This window comes from Paenibacillus sp. J45TS6, assembly GCF_018403285.1.
Classification (GTDB): domain Bacteria; phylum Bacillota; class Bacilli; order Paenibacillales; family Paenibacillaceae; genus Paenibacillus.
Map to the genome: position 1 here is coordinate 164,122 of NZ_BOSJ01000001.1, position 17,818 is coordinate 181,939.

General features: G+C 42.3%; 18 protein-coding genes and 1 riboswitch. Of the genes, 3 read left to right on the forward strand and 15 right to left on the reverse strand.

Translation table 11 applies throughout. The features are described from left to right. Nucleotides 1-75: 75 nt before the first annotated feature. The 14 genes from ribH to KJS58_RS00890 all read right to left on the reverse strand — a co-directional run bounded on the left by ribH (nucleotide 76) and on the right by KJS58_RS00890 (nucleotide 12,733). Nucleotides 76-543 (reverse strand): 6,7-dimethyl-8-ribityllumazine synthase, encoded by a 468-nt coding sequence (gene ribH / locus KJS58_RS00825; protein ID WP_191799205.1) that lies wholly within the window; start codon nucleotides 541-543, stop codon nucleotides 76-78. A gap of 25 nt (nucleotides 544-568) precedes the next feature. Further along, a complete protein-coding gene (locus KJS58_RS00830; RefSeq protein ID WP_213529639.1) occupies nucleotides 569-1,810 on the reverse strand; it encodes a bifunctional 3,4-dihydroxy-2-butanone-4-phosphate synthase/GTP cyclohydrolase II in 1,242 nt (413 codons plus the stop codon). Nucleotides 1,811-1,859: 49 nt separating this feature from the next. Further along, nucleotides 1,860-2,528: a riboflavin synthase gene (ribE, locus tag KJS58_RS00835; protein WP_213529640.1), complete on the reverse strand. Its 669-nt coding sequence runs from the start codon at nucleotides 2,526-2,528 to the stop codon at nucleotides 1,860-1,862. A 6-nt stretch (nucleotides 2,529-2,534) separates the two neighbouring features. Further along, nucleotides 2,535-3,650 (reverse strand): bifunctional diaminohydroxyphosphoribosylaminopyrimidine deaminase/5-amino-6-(5-phosphoribosylamino)uracil reductase RibD, encoded by a 1,116-nt coding sequence (ribD, locus tag KJS58_RS00840; RefSeq protein WP_213529641.1) that lies wholly within the window; start codon nucleotides 3,648-3,650, stop codon nucleotides 2,535-2,537. Nucleotides 3,651-3,894: 244 nt separating this feature from the next. Continuing rightward, nucleotides 3,895-4,060: riboswitch (FMN riboswitch) on the reverse strand. Nucleotides 4,061-4,188: 128 nt separating this feature from the next. Next, complete coding sequence (locus KJS58_RS00845) at nucleotides 4,189-4,629, reverse strand: peptidylprolyl isomerase (RefSeq protein WP_160033359.1); 441 nt, start codon at nucleotides 4,627-4,629, stop codon at nucleotides 4,189-4,191. Between the two features lie 227 nt (nucleotides 4,630-4,856). Beyond that, nucleotides 4,857-5,345, reverse strand: coding sequence for a nucleoside 2-deoxyribosyltransferase (locus tag KJS58_RS00850; RefSeq protein ID WP_213529643.1), 489 nt, complete (start codon nucleotides 5,343-5,345; stop codon nucleotides 4,857-4,859). 183 nt (nucleotides 5,346-5,528) lie between these two features. Next, on the reverse strand, nucleotides 5,529-6,860 hold the full coding sequence (lysA, locus tag KJS58_RS00855) for a diaminopimelate decarboxylase (protein ID WP_213529645.1): 1,332 nt from the start codon (nucleotides 6,858-6,860) through the stop codon (nucleotides 5,529-5,531). Between the two features lie 127 nt (nucleotides 6,861-6,987). Continuing rightward, complete coding sequence (locus KJS58_RS00860; RefSeq protein WP_213529647.1) at nucleotides 6,988-8,553, reverse strand: spore germination protein; 1,566 nt, start codon at nucleotides 8,551-8,553, stop codon at nucleotides 6,988-6,990. A gap of 14 nt (nucleotides 8,554-8,567) precedes the next feature. After that, the gene (locus tag KJS58_RS00865) at nucleotides 8,568-8,990 is read right to left on the reverse strand and encodes a stage V sporulation protein AB (protein ID WP_213529650.1); all 423 of its coding nucleotides are present in this window, start codon (nucleotides 8,988-8,990) and stop codon (nucleotides 8,568-8,570) included. Next, the gene (locus tag KJS58_RS00870; RefSeq protein WP_213529652.1) at nucleotides 8,987-9,646 is read right to left on the reverse strand and encodes a stage V sporulation protein AA; all 660 of its coding nucleotides are present in this window, start codon (nucleotides 9,644-9,646) and stop codon (nucleotides 8,987-8,989) included. The genes KJS58_RS00865 and KJS58_RS00870 overlap by 4 nt, the downstream gene beginning before the upstream one ends. A 219-nt stretch (nucleotides 9,647-9,865) precedes the next feature. Continuing rightward, entirely contained in the window at nucleotides 9,866-10,621 is a 756-nt protein-coding gene (gene sigF / locus KJS58_RS00875; protein WP_213529654.1) for an RNA polymerase sporulation sigma factor SigF, read from the reverse strand. An 11-nt stretch (nucleotides 10,622-10,632) separates the two neighbouring features. Beyond that, on the reverse strand, nucleotides 10,633-11,085 hold the full coding sequence (gene spoIIAB, locus KJS58_RS00880; protein WP_213529656.1) for an anti-sigma F factor: 453 nt from the start codon (nucleotides 11,083-11,085) through the stop codon (nucleotides 10,633-10,635). Then, complete coding sequence (spoIIAA, locus tag KJS58_RS00885) at nucleotides 11,082-11,435, reverse strand: anti-sigma F factor antagonist (RefSeq protein ID WP_213529658.1); 354 nt, start codon at nucleotides 11,433-11,435, stop codon at nucleotides 11,082-11,084. The genes spoIIAB and spoIIAA overlap by 4 nt, the downstream gene beginning before the upstream one ends. Before the next feature lie 113 nt (nucleotides 11,436-11,548). Next, nucleotides 11,549-12,733, reverse strand: coding sequence for a D-alanyl-D-alanine carboxypeptidase family protein (locus KJS58_RS00890; RefSeq protein ID WP_213529660.1), 1,185 nt, complete (start codon nucleotides 12,731-12,733; stop codon nucleotides 11,549-11,551). 244 nt (nucleotides 12,734-12,977) lie between these two features. Between KJS58_RS00890 and KJS58_RS00895 the strand changes: the two genes are divergently transcribed. From KJS58_RS00895 to KJS58_RS00905, 3 genes are all read left to right on the forward strand, one after another. Beyond that, entirely contained in the window at nucleotides 12,978-13,517 is a 540-nt protein-coding gene (locus KJS58_RS00895; RefSeq protein WP_213529662.1) for an RNA polymerase sigma factor, read from the forward strand. Continuing rightward, nucleotides 13,507-15,162, forward strand: a complete 1,656-nt coding sequence (locus KJS58_RS00900) for a DUF4179 domain-containing protein (RefSeq protein WP_249716852.1) — start codon at nucleotides 13,507-13,509, stop codon at nucleotides 15,160-15,162. The genes KJS58_RS00895 and KJS58_RS00900 overlap by 11 nt, the downstream gene beginning before the upstream one ends. 239 nt (nucleotides 15,163-15,401) lie before the next feature. Then, nucleotides 15,402-16,400 (forward strand): cation diffusion facilitator family transporter, encoded by a 999-nt coding sequence (locus KJS58_RS00905; protein WP_213529665.1) that lies wholly within the window; start codon nucleotides 15,402-15,404, stop codon nucleotides 16,398-16,400. Between the two features lie 83 nt (nucleotides 16,401-16,483). On the opposite strand, the gene KJS58_RS00910 is transcribed toward KJS58_RS00905, so the two are convergent. Continuing rightward, the gene (locus KJS58_RS00910) at nucleotides 16,484-17,818 is read right to left on the reverse strand and encodes a pyrimidine-nucleoside phosphorylase (RefSeq protein ID WP_213529667.1); all 1,335 of its coding nucleotides are present in this window, start codon (nucleotides 17,816-17,818) and stop codon (nucleotides 16,484-16,486) included.

A 17,818-nucleotide genomic window follows, 5' to 3' on the forward strand; every position in this document is an offset into this window, starting at 1 on the left:
ATACAAGAACCCTGCCCCCGCATCTCTTGTATTGTAACAAAAGATACGAGTACAGGGCACTACATTAAATAAGCACTATTTTAGCTGTTTCGTCAAGTTTGCCATTTCAATCGCTGCTACTGCGGCGTCCCAACCTTTATTACCTGCCTTGGTTCCAGAACGCTCAATCGCCTGCTCTATATTCTCTGTTGAAACCAGTCCGAAGATGGTAGGAACACCTGTTTTCAGGTTAATTGCCGCAACTCCTTTGGACATTTCATTACATACATAATCATAGTGGGTTGTTGACCCTCGGATAACGGTAGCCAGTGTGACAACTGCGTCATATTTGCCGCTCTCCGCCATCTTTTGGGCTACAAGCGGAATTTCAAAAGCACCAGGAACCCATGCCACATCGACTTCATCATCTTTTACTCCATGGCGCTTGAAAGCATCGAGTGAAGCGGATAATAACTTACTTGTTAAAAACTCGTTAAACCGAGCTACCACAACTCCATATCGTAATCCCTCAGATACTAAGTTTCCCTCAAAAACATTTGCCATAATCTACATCTCCCTTTCGTGTCGTTTACAACTCTTTATTCTCGTTCTGTTCCATATCATCAAACGTTAACATATGACCGAGCTTTGCCTGCTTCGTATGGAGATAGGAAATATTCTCTACGTTCTCTGCAATTTGAATGGAAACACGTTCCACAACTTCGAGACCATATCCTTCCAGACCTTTGATCTTACGCGGATTGTTGGTAAGAAGCTTGATTTTACTAATTCCAAGGTCTTTTAGAATTTGAGCGCCAATGCCGTAATCCCTTAGATCAGCTGGAAAACCAAGTTTTAAATTTGCATCAACGGTATCGAGTCCCTGTTCCTGTAGCTTATAAGCTTTTAATTTATTAATAAGTCCAATTCCTCGTCCTTCTTGCCGCATATAGAGCAGAACGCCGCTTCCATTGTCGTGAATTTGGCGAAGAGCTGCTTCAAATTGAGGACCACAGTCACATCTGTGAGAGTGGAAAACATCGCCTGTCAGACATTCGGAGTGGACACGCACCAGTACAGGTTCATCTGTATTCAGCTCCCCTTTGACAAGAGCGATATGCTCTTTGTTATCTACTTCATTGGTATAGGCGATGGCCTGGAACACTCCAAAATCGGTAGGCATCCGAACACTAACTTCCCTTGTTACAAGTCTTTCTTGCGAGTTGCGATAAGCAATCATATCTTTAATGGTAATTAGTTTTAGATCATGTTTCTTAGCCATTTCAAATAGATCAGGCAGACGTGCCATCGATCCATCTTCTTTGATAATTTCACATATGACACCAGCTGGATAAGCTCCGCTCATTCGTGCAAGATCTACAGCGGCTTCCGTGTGTCCGGCTCGTCTTAATACCCCGCCTTTTTTCGCAATTAAAGGAAACATATGCCCTGGTTTTCTGAAATCTTCTCCTACAGCCTCGGGATCAATAAGCGACTTCACCGTCATTGAACGTTCTTGCGCCGAAATTCCTGTCGTTGTCAGCTTATGATCTACAGATACCGTAAAGGCTGTACCATGAAAATCTGTATTATGCTGAACCATAGGTTTTAAATCCAGCTCATTTGCTCGTTCTTGCGTAATCGGAACACATACGAGGCCACGACCCTCCGTAATCATAAAATTAATGACTTCTGGCGTAGCCAGTTCAGCCAGGGCAACGAAATCCCCTTCATTCTCACGGTCTTCATCATCAACGACGATAACGACCTTTCCTTTTTGTAGATCCTGAATCGCTTCTTCTACTGTATGAAAATGAAATGTACTTTCCATCGTGATTACCTGCTTTCACTTGATAGTCTTGTAATGATGTATGAACTTTTTATGAAAAACCATGATTGCTTAAAAACTCATAACTGAGTCCAGTAGATTGATCCTTCTGTGAGGGTCCGTTATTTTCATGATATCCGAGTAAATGGTTCACATATTTTCCGATCACATCACATTCAATATTGACAAGATCACCCGTATTTCGATAAGCCAGCACCGTCTGATCTAGCGTATGAGGAATGATGGAGACTGTAAAAGCACTTCCCGTAACATCCACAACGGTTAAGCTAGTTCCTTCCACCGTGATCGATCCTTTCGGAATAATATAGCGAAATACTTCTGTATTCACCGGAGCTATTTCAAATACGACCGCATTTTGGTCTCGTTTAATAGAGATAATATGGGCTGTACCATCAACATGACCTTGCACAATGTGACCACCAAATCGACCTTTTGCAGACATCGCCCTTTCGAGGTTAACCGGACTTCCCTTTGCCAGTAATTTCAGATTCGTATGTCTATAAGTCTCAGGCATCACATCGGCCAAAAATCCGGAAGCTTCGATCGACGTAGCGGTTAGACATACTCCATTTACAGCTACACTGTCACCAATGTTTAAATCCTCCATAACCCGTTTAGCTGAAATACCAAGCACCATCGCTTCGCCCTTCCGGCCTATACTCCGTACTTTTCCTACTTCTTCAACTAAGCCGGTAAACAAAACACATCACTCCTTATCCACTTTCCGCAAGGCAGGCACACCTGAAATACGGATATTGTCATCCAGCATTTCTACCTCAAGATTCCTCAGCGTAATCGCTTCACTCATACGTTCTACTCCTTCAAAATGGAAGCTTCCGAGGTTCTTATAACCACCGACAATTTTAGGGGCCATGAACATAACGAGCCGATCCACGAGCTTATTCTCCAGCATAGCACCGTTTAATGTACCTCCGCCTTCAAGCAAGATCGAACCAATTTCAAGTTCACTAAGTTTACGAAGTGCGGCCAGAAGATCAACCCTTGGACCTGTACCAGAGCGAATGACCTGAACACCTTGTTTCTCAAAATAATCAGCGCGCTCCTTATCCGCTCCTTCTGTTGTAATCAGAATGGTGGGTGCAAGACCGTCTTTCACTACCTTCGCGTCCCTAGGGGTTCGAAGCTGTGAATCTATGATGATCCGCACTGGATTCACTCCATCCACATCTAACCGGGTTGTTAACTCGGGATTGTCTGCTATTACTGTCCCTACCCCGACCATAATTCCTTGATGACGATGCCGGAGCAAGTGAACATTCTCTCTCGCTTTTTTATTTGAAATCCACTTACTATCTCCACTTTTGGCAGCAATTTTCCCATCCAGAGTGGAAGCTGTCTTCAGCGTTACAAAAGGAAGCCCTGTCGTAATATACTTGAAAAACTTTTCGTTAAGATATCTCGCACGGTCTTCAAGCAATCCTACTTCAACTTCAATTCCTTGCTCCCGAAGCATAGAGATTCCTTTACCCGCAACCTCATGATTCGGATCCTCGCAAGCAATGACCACTTTTTTCACCTTGGCTCTGATCAGCTTTTCACTGCATGGAGGTGTTTTACCGTAATGAGAGCAAGGTTCTAAGGTAACATAAACGGTACTTCCCTCCGCTTCCGTCCCAGCCATCTCAAGAGCATGTACTTCCGCATGGCCCTTACCTCTTTGCAGATGAGTACCGAGCCCAACCATTCGGCCGTTTTTGACAATAACACAACCTACAACCGGATTAATTCCTGTCTGCCCCTGTGCCCTTTCTGCCATTTCGAGTGCAAGTGTCATGTAGAACTCATCATTCATTACATCCATATTGATCACCCCATTTCACTGTACCTCTTCCATGCAATAGATAACAAAAAAGACCCTCAACCGATAAATAATATCGGACGGGGGCCCTGAGAGAACGACGAATAAAAGCATAACAAATCAAAATCGCTAATAAGCAGCTCTTCATCATAGGTATGCCAAATAAATGACATAGCAAATAGAAAAACTTCTGCTAACTCAACTGATTTGAAAGCTAGTATATAAACAGATAACGTCTATGTACTTTCTATTCCTTCTCTCATCCAGACTATACTGTCGGTTCCGGAGTTTCACCAGATCCACCGTAAGCATACGCTTAGCGGGTCACGGACTTTGACTGATCCATATTACAATTACGTACCATGGAGGTCATCACCGCCGGTAGGGAATTTCGCCCTGCCCCGAAGGAAAATCGATATGAAATTGTAAAAAGCTTAATGAAATAGTAGCACCCTACTCTATAAAAATCAACAGGGTCTATAAATAATTCAATCCATAAATAAAAAAACACCCCTGATTAGGGGTGTTTACGGGTTAAATCCTATTCAACATCAAATACTTTAACCTCTACCATCTTGTCCCCATTTTTCATGTTAAGGGCTGTTTCAAGACCTGAAGTTACTTTACCAAATACAGTGTGAACACCATCTAAATGTGGTTGTGGTTCATGTACAATGAAAAACTGACTGGAGCCAGTATCTCTACCTGCATGAGCCATAGACAGAGAACCTGCCACATGTTTATGAGGATTTCCTGCAGTCTCACATTTGATCGTAGTTCCACTACCGCCCATACCCGTACCTGTAGGGTCTCCACCTTGACTAACAAAACCTGGGATTACTCTGTGGAAGATAACTCCATCATAAAATCCTTCATTAGCCAATTTCTCGAAGTTTGCTACTGTGTTAGGCGCTTCATTTGGGTAAAATTCAAGTTCCATTTTTTCCCCGTTTTCCATAACAATATATCCTTTTTTAGCCATTGTAATTCCTCCTAAAAAATAAATTGCCTCCAATAGCATACTATGAGTAAACACTGTAAAGCAACTTTGGTCGTGCTCATAATAAAAAAGAGAGCCTAACAGCTCCCTTGAGTAAGAAAAAGAAGAACCATGCCCTTTACCTACTTCTATTACCTCTACACCGCAGGAGGCTAATGACTAGCTTCCTTGCAACGTTAGGGCTAATGGTGTGAACAACATTGGCATTATTACATTACATCTCCAGTGAAAGGCATCTTAGGCATGTTGATAAAGTTATAATCCGCAACTGCCTCAGCAGATTCCAGGTAAGCATGACAACTTTGGCTAATCATCAAGTTAACAACACCTGACTTTTCATGAATAATAATAACAGGCTTACCTTTAGCAATTGCATATCCAATCTCAAAGGCTGTACCACTGTCAACATGTCCATGTCTTGCACCATGCAGCTCAGTCTCTCCTTCATAATCAATCACTGCAACTACAACATCAGCCCAATCAACATGCTTAACATCATTACGGTAAACTGCATCTGCCCACTCTGCTGTATACATGGTTAGATGTGTTAGCTGCTCAAGTCTTGGAGAGAAGTACTCTCCTACATAAGGATTATTCCCCAGTGCTTTCTCAACTCTCTGCACTCTGTCTACTTGTTCCTCATTAAAAAACGGACTAGCAAGGTATACTTTAACCTTATTCATTTCTTGTTTCATCATCATTATCAATCTCCTCTGTTATCGTAATTATTTTAATTTGTTATCATGCCCAAAGCAATACGCTAAAGTTTTCATTTCTTAACTCTACCTGTAACCTCAGGTAAACCTGTTCATTTAAAAGTGTGACAGGAACATAATACAAAAAAAGAGAGCTTTTCAGCTCTCTCTAATGATCCACCTGAACTATGAATTCACCGTTTGCTTATTCATACGTGCGGGAATCAGATCATTTCGAACGATATCTTCGTGGCTCTCTCTACGAACAACCAAATCGCTTTGTCCATCCTGTACAAAAACAACAGCGGGTCGGCGGATCCGGTTATAATTGCTTGCCATTGAATAGTTATAGGCACCCGTACAAGCTACAGCTAAGAGATCCCCTGTTTCCACTTTTGGCAGCGCCAAATCCCATATCAGCATATCTCCACTCTCACAGGCTTTCCCTGCAATGGATACCGTCTCGGCTGCGGGTTCGTTCGCACGGTTAGCAAGCATAGCTTCATACTGGGATTCATATAATGCAGGGCGAGGATTATCTGACATTCCGCCATCGACGGCAACATATTTACGAACACCAGGAATATCTTTACTTGTACCTACTGTATACAGTGTAGTTCCTGCTTCCCCGACAAGACTGCGACCTGGTTCAACCCAGATTTCAGGGAGTTCTTCTCCAATACCGGCAAAATGATTTTTAACACCATCCGTTATCGCTTTAACGTACTGTGATACTTCTAGAGGTGTATCTCCCTCTACATAACGGATTCCAAATCCACCGCCAAGATTAACTACCTGGAATGTAAGTCCAAGCTTCTCTTTTACTTCTCTGGCAAATCCAGCCACACGCTCTACCGCCATCTGGAAACCTTCCACTTCGAAGATCTGAGAACCAATATGAGAATGTACTCCAAGGAGCTGTAAATGAGACTGCTTACTTGCCAGTTCAATGGCTTCAAAAGCAGATCCATTACCGATATCAAATCCAAATTTTGAATCCGTCTGTCCTGTAGAAATATATTCATGTGTATGTGCTTCAACACCAGGAGTAATCCGCAGCAAAATTTTCACGGTTTGATTCTTCTCTGCTGCCATGGCTTGCAAGAGATGAATCTCAGTAAAGTTATCTACCACAAAACAACCAATCTTTGCATCCAGTGCCATTTCAATTTCGTCAGGTGTTTTATTGTTTCCATGGAAATGAATACGTTCTGCCGGGAAACCCGCTTGCATTGCGGTATAAAGTTCTCCATCTGAAACCACATCCAGGGAAAGACCTTCCTGTTCCACAAGCGTGCACATTGCTTTTACACTGAAAGCTTTGCTTGCATAGGCTACTTGAAAGGTGAGTCCTGATGCTTTGAATGCATCCATATACTCTCTTGCACGCTGACGAATCAATTGCTCGTCTACGATGTATAGCGGTGTTCCATATTCTTTTTTAAGTTCAACCGTATCGCAGCCACCGATTTCAAGATGACCTAAAGCATTAATTTTGCTAGTACCGTGTAAATACATTATTGGCAATTCCTCGCTTTTCCTGGAATGATTCCATCTAATTTTACATCAGTATAGCAGAATTTGGCTTTACGTATATATGGATTAATCGGCACATCATTTGTATTTTAATTCACACTGCTAAACCTTACTTTTTCTTCACCGGTTGCCGTGTATTATCTCGCGGCTTATTGAATGATGGTCTCTTTTTAGATTTGAGCAGCGGCGAACGTATAAATGTTTCCATCATAGCCTTTGCATTAAAAGGTATAAATGGCCACAGATACGCTGAATTATAAGAACGATGGAGGACAAGCATCAAAATAATGACGGTTGTTCCTATAATAAGTCCCGGAACTTTGAATGCAGCAACGAGAACAAGTAAAATGAGCCTGATCATTCGGTTCGCAAGACCGAGTTCATAACTTGGTGTAGCAAACATCCCTATTGCTGCAACTGCCATGTAAAGTAGGACTTCATTAACAAAAAGGCCTGTTTTTACCGCGACGTCTCCAATGAGAATTGCAGCAATCAGCCCCATCGCTGAGGCCAGCGGAGTAGGAGTATGTACAGCTGCCATCCGCATCAGATCGATCCCTAGTTCAACAATCAGAAATTGCATAATGATCGGCAGTTTCACATTTTCTTGGGGACCAATAAACTCCATTCCCTCTGGTTTCAAACTGGGCTCAATAACAAATAACATCCATAGAGGAAGCAAGAATAAAGAGGCAAAGATCCCTAAAAAACGAACTAACCGCAAATAGGTTCCCATAAATGGAGTTTGTCTGTTCTCTTCGGCGTGCTGACATAGATCAAAGTAGGTCGTAGGCATAATCATAACGCTCGGAGATGTATCTACGAAAACCACAATCCTGCCCTCCAGCAAGTGCGAAGATACCGTATCAGGCCGTTCCGAGTATCGAACTAAGGGATAGGGATTCCATCCTTTATTAATAATGGCTTCTTCTAGCTGTTTATCTGCTAGCGGAATACCGTCAATGTCTATCTTTTCAATCTTTTTACGGATACTGTCTACCTGAACTTTATCAACAATGTCATCAATGTAGGCAATACATACATCTGTTTTCGTCCTGCGTCCAACTTGGAGCAGTTCTAGCTTGAGTCCTGGGTCACGCAGTCTTCTGCGGACGAGAGCAACGTTACTAAGGAGCGTTTCTGTAAATCCATCTCTTGATCCGCGGACCACTTTTTCTAGTGACGGTTCCTCGGGATTACGAGCCGGATAACTTCGGGTATCGATGACGAGTGCTGTTTCTTCCCCCTCAATAAAGAATGCACTCATTCCGCTCATAACCTGAATAAAGATTTTACTAAGCTCTGTATATTTTGTTACTTGGATATGAGGAATGTAATACTCAAAAAAATCTTCTGCGGCATCCACGTTCATTCCTCTTGGATTGACATAGGATAATCTCTCTAATATTTCCGTTAGAACAACGTCTTTTGAAAGACCTGTAACGAATAATAATCCCGTATGTCTTCCTCCAAAAGTCATCTCCCGGAAGTTAATATCAAAACTTTCTCCAAGTCCCATCACATACTTAAATGTTTCCTTGAGCTTATCAAATTCAGGAAGCACGGTATCTTTGCCCTGCCAGTAAATAATGGACTCCTCGATCGAATCTGACTCCTCATTCTGCTGTTTCTTTTTGAGTTCCGCTTCTTTCATTTTATCTTTATCTTCCGGCATAATCAGGTCCTCCTTTATTTATCAAATACAAACCAATCAAATAATGAACCTGCTACTTTTCCAAAAACCATAGCCATGAGTAATCCAAATAGGTACGGTTTCATTCCCAGCCTTTTCGCTAAGATAGGAAGTACATTGAGCACTTCGGTTAATGCAGCTGCAAGCAGTCCAATAAATACACCGCATAGTAACCCCACAAAAATAGCTGCAATCGGCAATAATTTTATTTTCAAATGCCAAAAATCAGCTACCGTTCCGATCAGAGAGCCGGATATCATTGCAACTTCATATGCATGTGCCTTGTTGTATGATCGAGTCAATTGTGCGAGACGCGGAATGATATCCAGTACGATAAACAGGGCTATCACACCACTCCCGACCGCAATACCACTGGCGACACCGAGGAACATAATTATGACGCCATCAAGTACAGTCATGGCGAATCCCTGCCGCTAAAGTTATCTGCGCTGATCGTGGATTTAATTCGTTCGTATTCCTCACTGATTGCGTATTGGTCTACATTCTGTTGATATAGATACATTTCCACTTCTAGCGGGGTAGGCTCATCGTTCCATTTTTTCTTAAATAAGTGATTAAAAAACACAGCCATACCAAAGCCGATCCCGATGGAGTAAGCAATCTGAAACATGTAAGGATTCTCATCCCTATATCCAGTAAGCATCTCAACAACACGAACATGAACCTCTTTCATATTAACGTCTGCGTGAAAATTCATAATCGTCAGAGCTGATCCAAAAAACAGCAAAAGCCAAACCAAAATGAAAAGAGATTTGGAAGGAGGCTTCTCATGGGGCAGCAATTCGACCAAAGTATGACTGCTCCCAAGCGTCTCCACCTGAGCCCTCGGAACAACTTGTTTAATCCGCGCAATAAGAGGAAGCACATCGACAAGTAACAATGTCCCATCCTTCTTTTCCGTATGTACCAGAACGGTTTCCCGCAATTTATTCTCATACTCTGGCGGATCACTCAAAATATTAGCAACATGCTTAATTTGGAGTGTACTGCCCATCTTTATTTTAATTCGGCTGTGCAGCCGAACATACACTACAGGAGTGGATGTTCCATTCATCCTGACGTCACTCCTTATACTGCGAAATTAGACATAGTATGGAGATTTAGACTCTTATTTATTCCATCAATCAGGAATGTAATTCGGTTCTTAGAAAATCACATCACAAAAAGACCCCATCCTAAACATAGGATAGGGTCTATTCTTATTCGCTTATTATCGTTGTTACATGAATTTACTATTCACTTACGTACACAAATCAGTGTCTTCTTGCGCCAGTTACTGCGCAATCTGATCACGAATGACCTGAAGGATTTTCTTCTCTAATCTGGATACTTGCACTTGAGAAATACCAAGTCTTGTAGCTACTTCGGACTGAGTCTGATCCCGATAATATCTGAGATACACAATCAGGCGTTCTCGCTCAGACAAGTTTCCAATCGCTTCGTTCAGCGCCAGTTTATCAAACCAGCGCTCCTGAGATTCGTCAGCAATCTGATCCATTAAGGTAATCGGATCCCCATCATTCTCAAATACAGTCTCATGAATGGAAGTTGGAGGCTTGTTTGCCTCCTGTGCGAAAACTACTTCCTCTGGTGTAATCTCCAAGGCCTCTGCCACTTCTTTAATTGTCGGCAACCGGTCTAAATATTTAGAGAGTTCGTCTTTCTTTTTACGAACTTTGTTCGCTGTCTCCTTAAGGGACCGGCTTACCTTGATGGTTCCATCATCTCTTAGGAACCTTTGAATTTCGCCAATGATCATTGGCACTGCATACGTAGAGAACTTGACGTCGTAGCTGAGATCAAATTTATCTACTGATTTCAGCAGCCCGATGCAGCCGATCTGAAACAGATCCTCAGGCTCGTATCCACGGTTCATAAACCGCTGTACGACGGACCACACAAGACGTATGTTACAATTGACAAGCGTGTCTCTGGCCACATTGTCCCCGCTTTGGGAGAGAGCAATGAGGCGTTTGACTTCCGCATCTTCTAGATACGTGTGTGTTTTATGTTTCGTTTCTGCTTCCATAGGTCCAACCCCTAATTATACAGTGCTTTCTTGGATTCTATCCTCTTCTTCATGAGGATTGAAGTCCCGCGTCCAAGCTCGCTTGACACTTCAAATTCGTCCATGAAGTTTTCCATAATCGTAAAGCCCATCCCTGAACGTTCCAGCTCCGGTTTAGAAGTATAAAGCGGCTGCTTAGCCATTTCGAGATCCTCTATTCCATGTCCGTTATCTTCAATAACCAGGGTAATGGTATCGTTAAGGATCTCAGCCCTAATCGTAACTACACCGCTCTCATCACTGTGATAACCATGGATAATACTATTGGTTACCGCTTCCGATACCACTGTCTTTAGATCACTCAGTTCATCCATCGTTGGATCAAGTTGTGAAATAAAGGCAGCAACTGCCACACGAGCAAAAGATTCATTTTCCGACTTTGCAGAGAACTGCAAGTTCATAAAATTCGATTGTTCTGGTTTCATGAAACTACCTCCAGACCCGAGAGGGCACTTCCCTCATTATCAAAAACCGGCATTATTTTGAACAAGCCCGACATATCAAGCAAACGGTGAACCGCTGGATTAGCGCCTGAAATCACCATTTTCCCGCCTTTATGATGGATCAGTTTATAGCGTCCTAGAATTACACCGAGACCCGAACTGTCCATAAACTGAAGATCTTGTAAACTAAGTACGAGATGCTTGCACTGTTGCTTCTGAATCGCTTCATCCATCTGCATACGAACGACATCTGCCGTGTGATGATCTAGCTCTCCTGTAAGCCGGACAATGAGTACCCCGCGATCGTGCTCCATGTTCACTTGCAAATTCATGCTTGCTCACTCTCCTCCCTGTCATAGCCAACCATTTCTACATCTGTAAAATGGTTTCCTGCCCCCCGACAAAACTAGAAGAAAACTCTCATGAATCTACAAAAGTACTTTTTTTAGCGAAAAAGATCAGAGGTAGTCCGTTTAAACAGCTTCCAGAAACCTGCTTTCTCCACATCCACCGCTGCCTTAATCTCAAATTCTTTCAATACCTTGTTATCTTGTGAAACAATTAATTTTCCTAAAACCTGACCTTTGGCAATAGGAGCTTTAATCTCTGCTGGAATGGTCAGCTGCTGAGTCGTTTCATCCGATGCTCCTCTTTTCATGAGGACGCTGTAAGGTGTGTCGGCAATGATTTCAATCTCTTTGATGTTCCCTTTTTCTATCTGCACTTTGCCTATAACGTCACCTTTTTTATAGATGGTTTTCATCATATACTGAGAAAATGCGTAATCCATCATGTTAGAAACTTCACTGTTTCTTGTTTTTGTATTCGGTTCGCCAAGTACCACAGCTACCACCCGCATGCCGTCTTTTACAGCGGTTGCAGACAAACAGAATTTAGCTTCTGATGTATAACCTGTTTTGAGACCATCGGCCCCCGGATAGAACCGCACCAGTTTATTCGTATTCACGAGCCAAAATGGTTTTTCGGAATCTTTACGCAAGTGGTCCTGATAGGCTCCTGTATATTTCGTAACGTCTTTATGTTTCAACAATTCCCTGCTCATGATCGCAATATCATGTGCAGATGAATAATGGTTATCAACAGGCAGCCCGTTACAGTTTGCGAAATGAGTATCGTTCATCCCAAGTTCTTTAGCACGTTTATTCATCAATTCAACAAATGCCGCTTCCGTCCCTGCCAGCTTCTCTGCCATGGCCACGGATGCATCATTACCTGAAGCCATAGCGATTCCTTTGAGCATATCATCTACCGTCATTTCTTCTCCAGCTTCAAGGAAGATTTGTGACCCGCCCATCGATGCAGCATATTCACTTGTACGCACTTTATCGGTCCATTTCAATTTTCCAGCATCAATTGCTTCGACGACCAATAACATCGTCATGATTTTGGTAATACTCGCTGGAGGAAGTTTCTCATGTCCATTTTTTTCATAGATAATGGTCCCTGTGTCTGCGTCAAGCAGTACCGCCGAAATTGCATTTTCCGCAAGTTCAACGGGAGGTATTACATTATTTTGCTCTTTAATCGGCTCCTCGGCTGTTGCGGTACCTGGAACAATAATGGCGCATGTCAACAAAAGAGCGGTTAGTAATTTTATCCTTTTTTTCATAAGTACCTTATCCTCCTCTTCGATCTATTGAGTTAACTGATGTGTGGCGTCATACTGCTATACATTCTCGTCAGGAAAATTGGGAATTATTCCATTATCTGAGATAAAATAATAATTCGACTTTGATTATTCGTTTTAATAAGACCTACATAATGAATTGGAAGAATGATAATTAACGGTAAAATGAACCTTTTTTGCAGCTTATTTGTTTTATATACATCAGCAGGCGAAAGGAGTGACGGCCATGACAGAACGTGAACTATTCAATACCTACAATAAAGAGATTTATCGAACCTGTTATTTTCTGCTTCAGAATGCACAAGATGCCGAAGACGCATGCCACGATGTTTTCGTTACCGTTTTCCAACGAGACTTCCGAAAAGTAGTTTATTTAAAGGCTTGGCTCATGCGAATTACTACAAATCATTGCTTGAATCTACTCAAAAAAAGTCGAAAGAAAAGAGAAAAACAACTGCAAATTTGGCATCTTTATGAGGAAGCAAGAACCTCTGCAAAAGCACTGGAAACGATTGTCGAGGAAAAATCTACTGCAGCCGATTGGCAAAAGTTATTTAAAGAGCTCCCGGACAAGCTTCTTGTGGTGATTACGCTTAGGTATGTTAACGATCTGACAACAACAGAGATTGCAAATGTTCTTCATATCCCTGTCGGAACGGTGAAATCGAGACTGCATAAAGCTTTAAAGATCATGAGAAACAAACTGCAAGAAGAAGACTTCTACTATCTGAAGGGAGAGAATCCTATTGAAGCCTATGGAAGATGAAAAGATTAGAGAAGCGATAAAGAAAGCTCCTTCTGTCACTTATCCGGATTTTGACCTGATGTGGAATAAGATTGAACAAAACAAAGAATGGCAACAAGGTTCAAAAATGAGGTGGTTTCAACGTAATAATCTAAGCAAAGCAGCAGTGATTACCGGGATCTCTGCAGTTATGATCTCAACTCCCGTATATGCAGCCATTCATTATAATTGGACAGATGTACTTTCTCATAAGGCGGGCATTCATTCGGTATGGGAACAGGGTCTTGGACAAACGATTGACCAGTCTGTTAGTAATCATGGAATTACACTTACGGTCGATACGGCTTTTTCCGATGAAAACAGAACTGTACTCTTGTACACACTGAATCCAGGTACATCTTATAAAGAGGAAACTTTGAGTTACGACAAAGTCGAGCTACTCAATTCAGATGGGCAGATAATCCCAGGTAATTACTATCAAAGATGGAATGCGGAGATCGGTAAATATCAGGGTTATTTTGAAACCGATTATGTTTTGAATCATAAGAGAGAAAATCTTCGTTTTTCGATTACGAATGTAGTCCTTACAGAAAAAACAGAGGTGCCTCTCTCCTATAATCCAGCAAATCAGGAGACACAAACGTTTGAGGTCAAGAAAGATGGGATTAGCACCGTTAGGATTGAGACTTTTGAACAGTCCGAAAAAGATACCCTTTTAAATACTACTGTTCATTTTGAAGGGCTTGATCAGCGTCAGCGGGAGCGTACCTGGACTACCTTTACTGTACTGGATACTAAAAATAATATCGTGAGAGGATCAAAAAACGTATACGGCATACCAGGTGCTAGCTCGGAGGAAACCGAATCTGAACAAATCTATACCAAAAAGCAGCTTATTGCTGATGGAACTCATTTCACTCTCTCTTATGAACGGGAGACAGGACGTACATCAGGCGAATGGGGAATGGATCTGACCTTGTCTAAATCCGAATTAGAAAACAGTACAATCAGAGAAAAGTTAGACCTGCCTGTACCTGAAATGCTGGAAGGCAGCAAAATTACGGAGATGATCGTAACTCCATCCGAAGTTCGTTTAATCATCACCAATCAAGAAAAATATGCTCATTTACCATTTATCGATTACGAGCTTGAAATCGGTGGAAAACAATTAAGTGGCGGTATCAATTATCATACAAATCCATCCAAAAAAACGGAGCTTCGTTTTGAAATGATGCATATGGATCTTACCTCTCTTCACGAACAGCCTATCTCTCTTACGGCTAAGAAACGTGTAGACGAGTATAAAGGAAGTGAAAAGACGTCTATCCGACTTTCCAATATCTCAACCAAACCACAGCATCTTCAAACGAAATACGGCGGATATACGGTAGATTGGACTTATTATCTAAAAGATGAGCAGCTATATGTAGAGTCCAGCAGCCAGGATCCTACTTTTGGAGGAATCAATCAAACCTATTATTATGACGGTAAAGAAAAGATTTATGGAAAACCGGTCATTGTGAACTTTAGAGGTGAAGGAAACAATAAAAGTATGGATGTTTATGAAAATTTCGCGCCGGATCAATTAGATATCTTTGTTTACATGTATACTGTAGATCATTTGAATGAAAAAATAACGATACCGATCAATTTGAAAGATCAATAACTTACTAAAGATATCAGGGTGTCCCTGGTATCTTTTTTGTTATACTCTTTTTAATGGTCAGTTTAAAACCCTCTCAAAGGCAGGCTTCAACGCGGGTAAGTATGGGGTAATATCAAGTATCAAGTCACTTGTCTTGTTTCATAAAATAAGGAATAGAAGGTACAGTATACGAGGACAATAATTCATTTGAGAATGGACTCTAGATCACATCTTTGTTATTTACATGGAGGCAATGAAAAATGAAAGAACATCAGCATACACAAGACCATAAAAATAATCATTCCCATCGTCATGAAGACCACCACCACCACCACCATAACCATGACCACGGACATTCTCATGGCGGCGGTGGAGGTCACACTCACATCCATACAAACAATAAAAAGGCGCTCTTCCTTTCCTTTTTACTGATTACGGCATTTATGATTGTCGAAGTCATCGGCGGTCTGTATACGGGCAGTTTGGCTCTTCTTGCAGACGCAGGACATATGCTTAGCGATGCGATCGCAATGGGACTTGCCTTATTTGCCTTTAAGATTGGAGAAAAAGCCGCCAGCTCATCCAAAACATATGGCTATAAACGCTTTGAGATCTTGGCCGCTTTTCTGAATGGCTTAACCTTGCTGATCATTTCCATTACGATTGTATGGGAAGCAGTTCAGCGATTCTCTGCTCCGCCGGAAATAGCCAGCAGCGGTATGTTAGCTGTAGCAGTCATCGGTCTTATTATTAATATTGTTGTAGCCTTTATCCTGATGTCGGGCGGCGATGTGAAAGGAAATTTGAATTTACGAGGTGCTTTCCTGCATGTCATAGGCGATCTGCTTGGCTCGATTGGAGCCATTATAGCCGGTCTGCTCATAATATGTTTTGGATGGTCTATTGCTGATCCAATCGCGAGCTTAATCGTTGCCGTGCTGATCCTAATCAGCGGGTACCGAATTACTAAAGATGCTGTTCATGTTCTAATGGAAGGAAAACCTGATTTTATTGACCTTGATGATGTTCGTGAAGAGCTTTTGAAAATTCCTTCGGTTATCAGCCTTCATGACCTTCATAGCTGGTCTATTACATCTGACTTTCCGGCCCTTACCGTTCATTTAGTAGTCTCTGGAGAGGCGAACCGAGATGAACTGCTGATCGAAGCAAAATCATTGCTAGAACAAAAGTTTCATATCTCCCACTCCACGATTCAAATGGAAAGTGAAATACCTCCCCTAGAAGAGCCTTGTAATTAAAAACGAAAAAAGAAGCAGATATCCTTTTACGGACTTCTGCTTCTTTTTGATGTCTGATAGCGATCTATACGGCCTTATCGAAGCTATACGAATCGCTCTACGCCATGTTTTGTAACAAGTGCATATATTAAGGGTTGTTTAGGTACGGCAGCATCTGTAATGCTGTAAGCCTGTTTCAGCTTATTCTCCGCCTCCTGCACCTTTGATTCACTTGCTTCATTGATGTGCATAACGGCAAGAGTATCCCCTGCTTTTACTTCATCGCTGACTTTTTTCATAAGGGTAACGCCGACTCCGTAATCAATAACAGATTCCTTTGTCTCGCGCCCTGCACCAAGCAGCATGGCAGCAATACCGATCGCTTCTGCTTCGATACTCGCCACATAACCGCTTGTATCTGCTTTCACCTCGAGTGTACGGCTCGCTCCAGGAAGTTTGCTTAGATCATCTATTTGTCCTACATCTCCATGCTGGGCAGCAACCATTTGTTTCAGTTTATCAAAAGCCGCTCCGCTTTTCAGCAGTTCTTCAAGCACAACACGTGCTTCTTCTACGGTCTTTGCTTTTCCGCCCAGTACCAACATATGCGATGCCAAAATAAGACTGACTTCCTGAAGATCTTCCGGTCCGTTTCCTTGCAAGGTTTCAACTGCTTCCTTGATCTCCAGCGCATTACCAATGCCAAAACCAAGCGGCTGATCCATATCACTGATTACAGCAACGGTATCGCGACCAACATGAGTTCCGATATCAACCATGGCTTCAGCGAGACGAATTGAATCATCCAGTGTTTTCATAAAAGCTCCGCTGCCTGTCTTCACGTCCAGTACAATCGCATCAGCGCCTGCGGCAATCTTCTTGCTCATGACTGAACTTGCAATCAGTGGAATGGAGTTAACCGTCGAGGTGACATCCCGGAGAGCGTATAACTTTTTGTCTGCAGGGGCCATATTTCCACTCTGACCAATAACCGCTGCTCCCACTTCATTCACTTGACTCAGAAACTCATCCCTGGTGAGCTCAATGGTAAAGCCTGAGATCGATTCTAACTTGTCTAGGGTACCACCGGTATGACCTAATCCTCGGCCTGACATCTTAGCTACAGGAACACCTGCCGCGGCAACAAGCGGAGCAAGTACAATCGTTGTTTTGTCTCCTACTCCCCCCGTAGAATGTTTGTCTACTTTGATGCCCTGAATCGGGGATAGATCCACTTGATCTCCTGACTTCGCCATTTCCATCGTAAGATGACCTGTCTCCTGTGCCGTCATACCCTGGAAATAAACCGCCATAGCCCAAGCCGACATCTGATAATCCGGTATCTCACCGCGGCTGTAACCCTGGATTAGAAACGTAATTTCTTCTGCTGACAACTCATGCCCATCGCGCTTCTTCTGTATTATATCCACAGCTCTCAT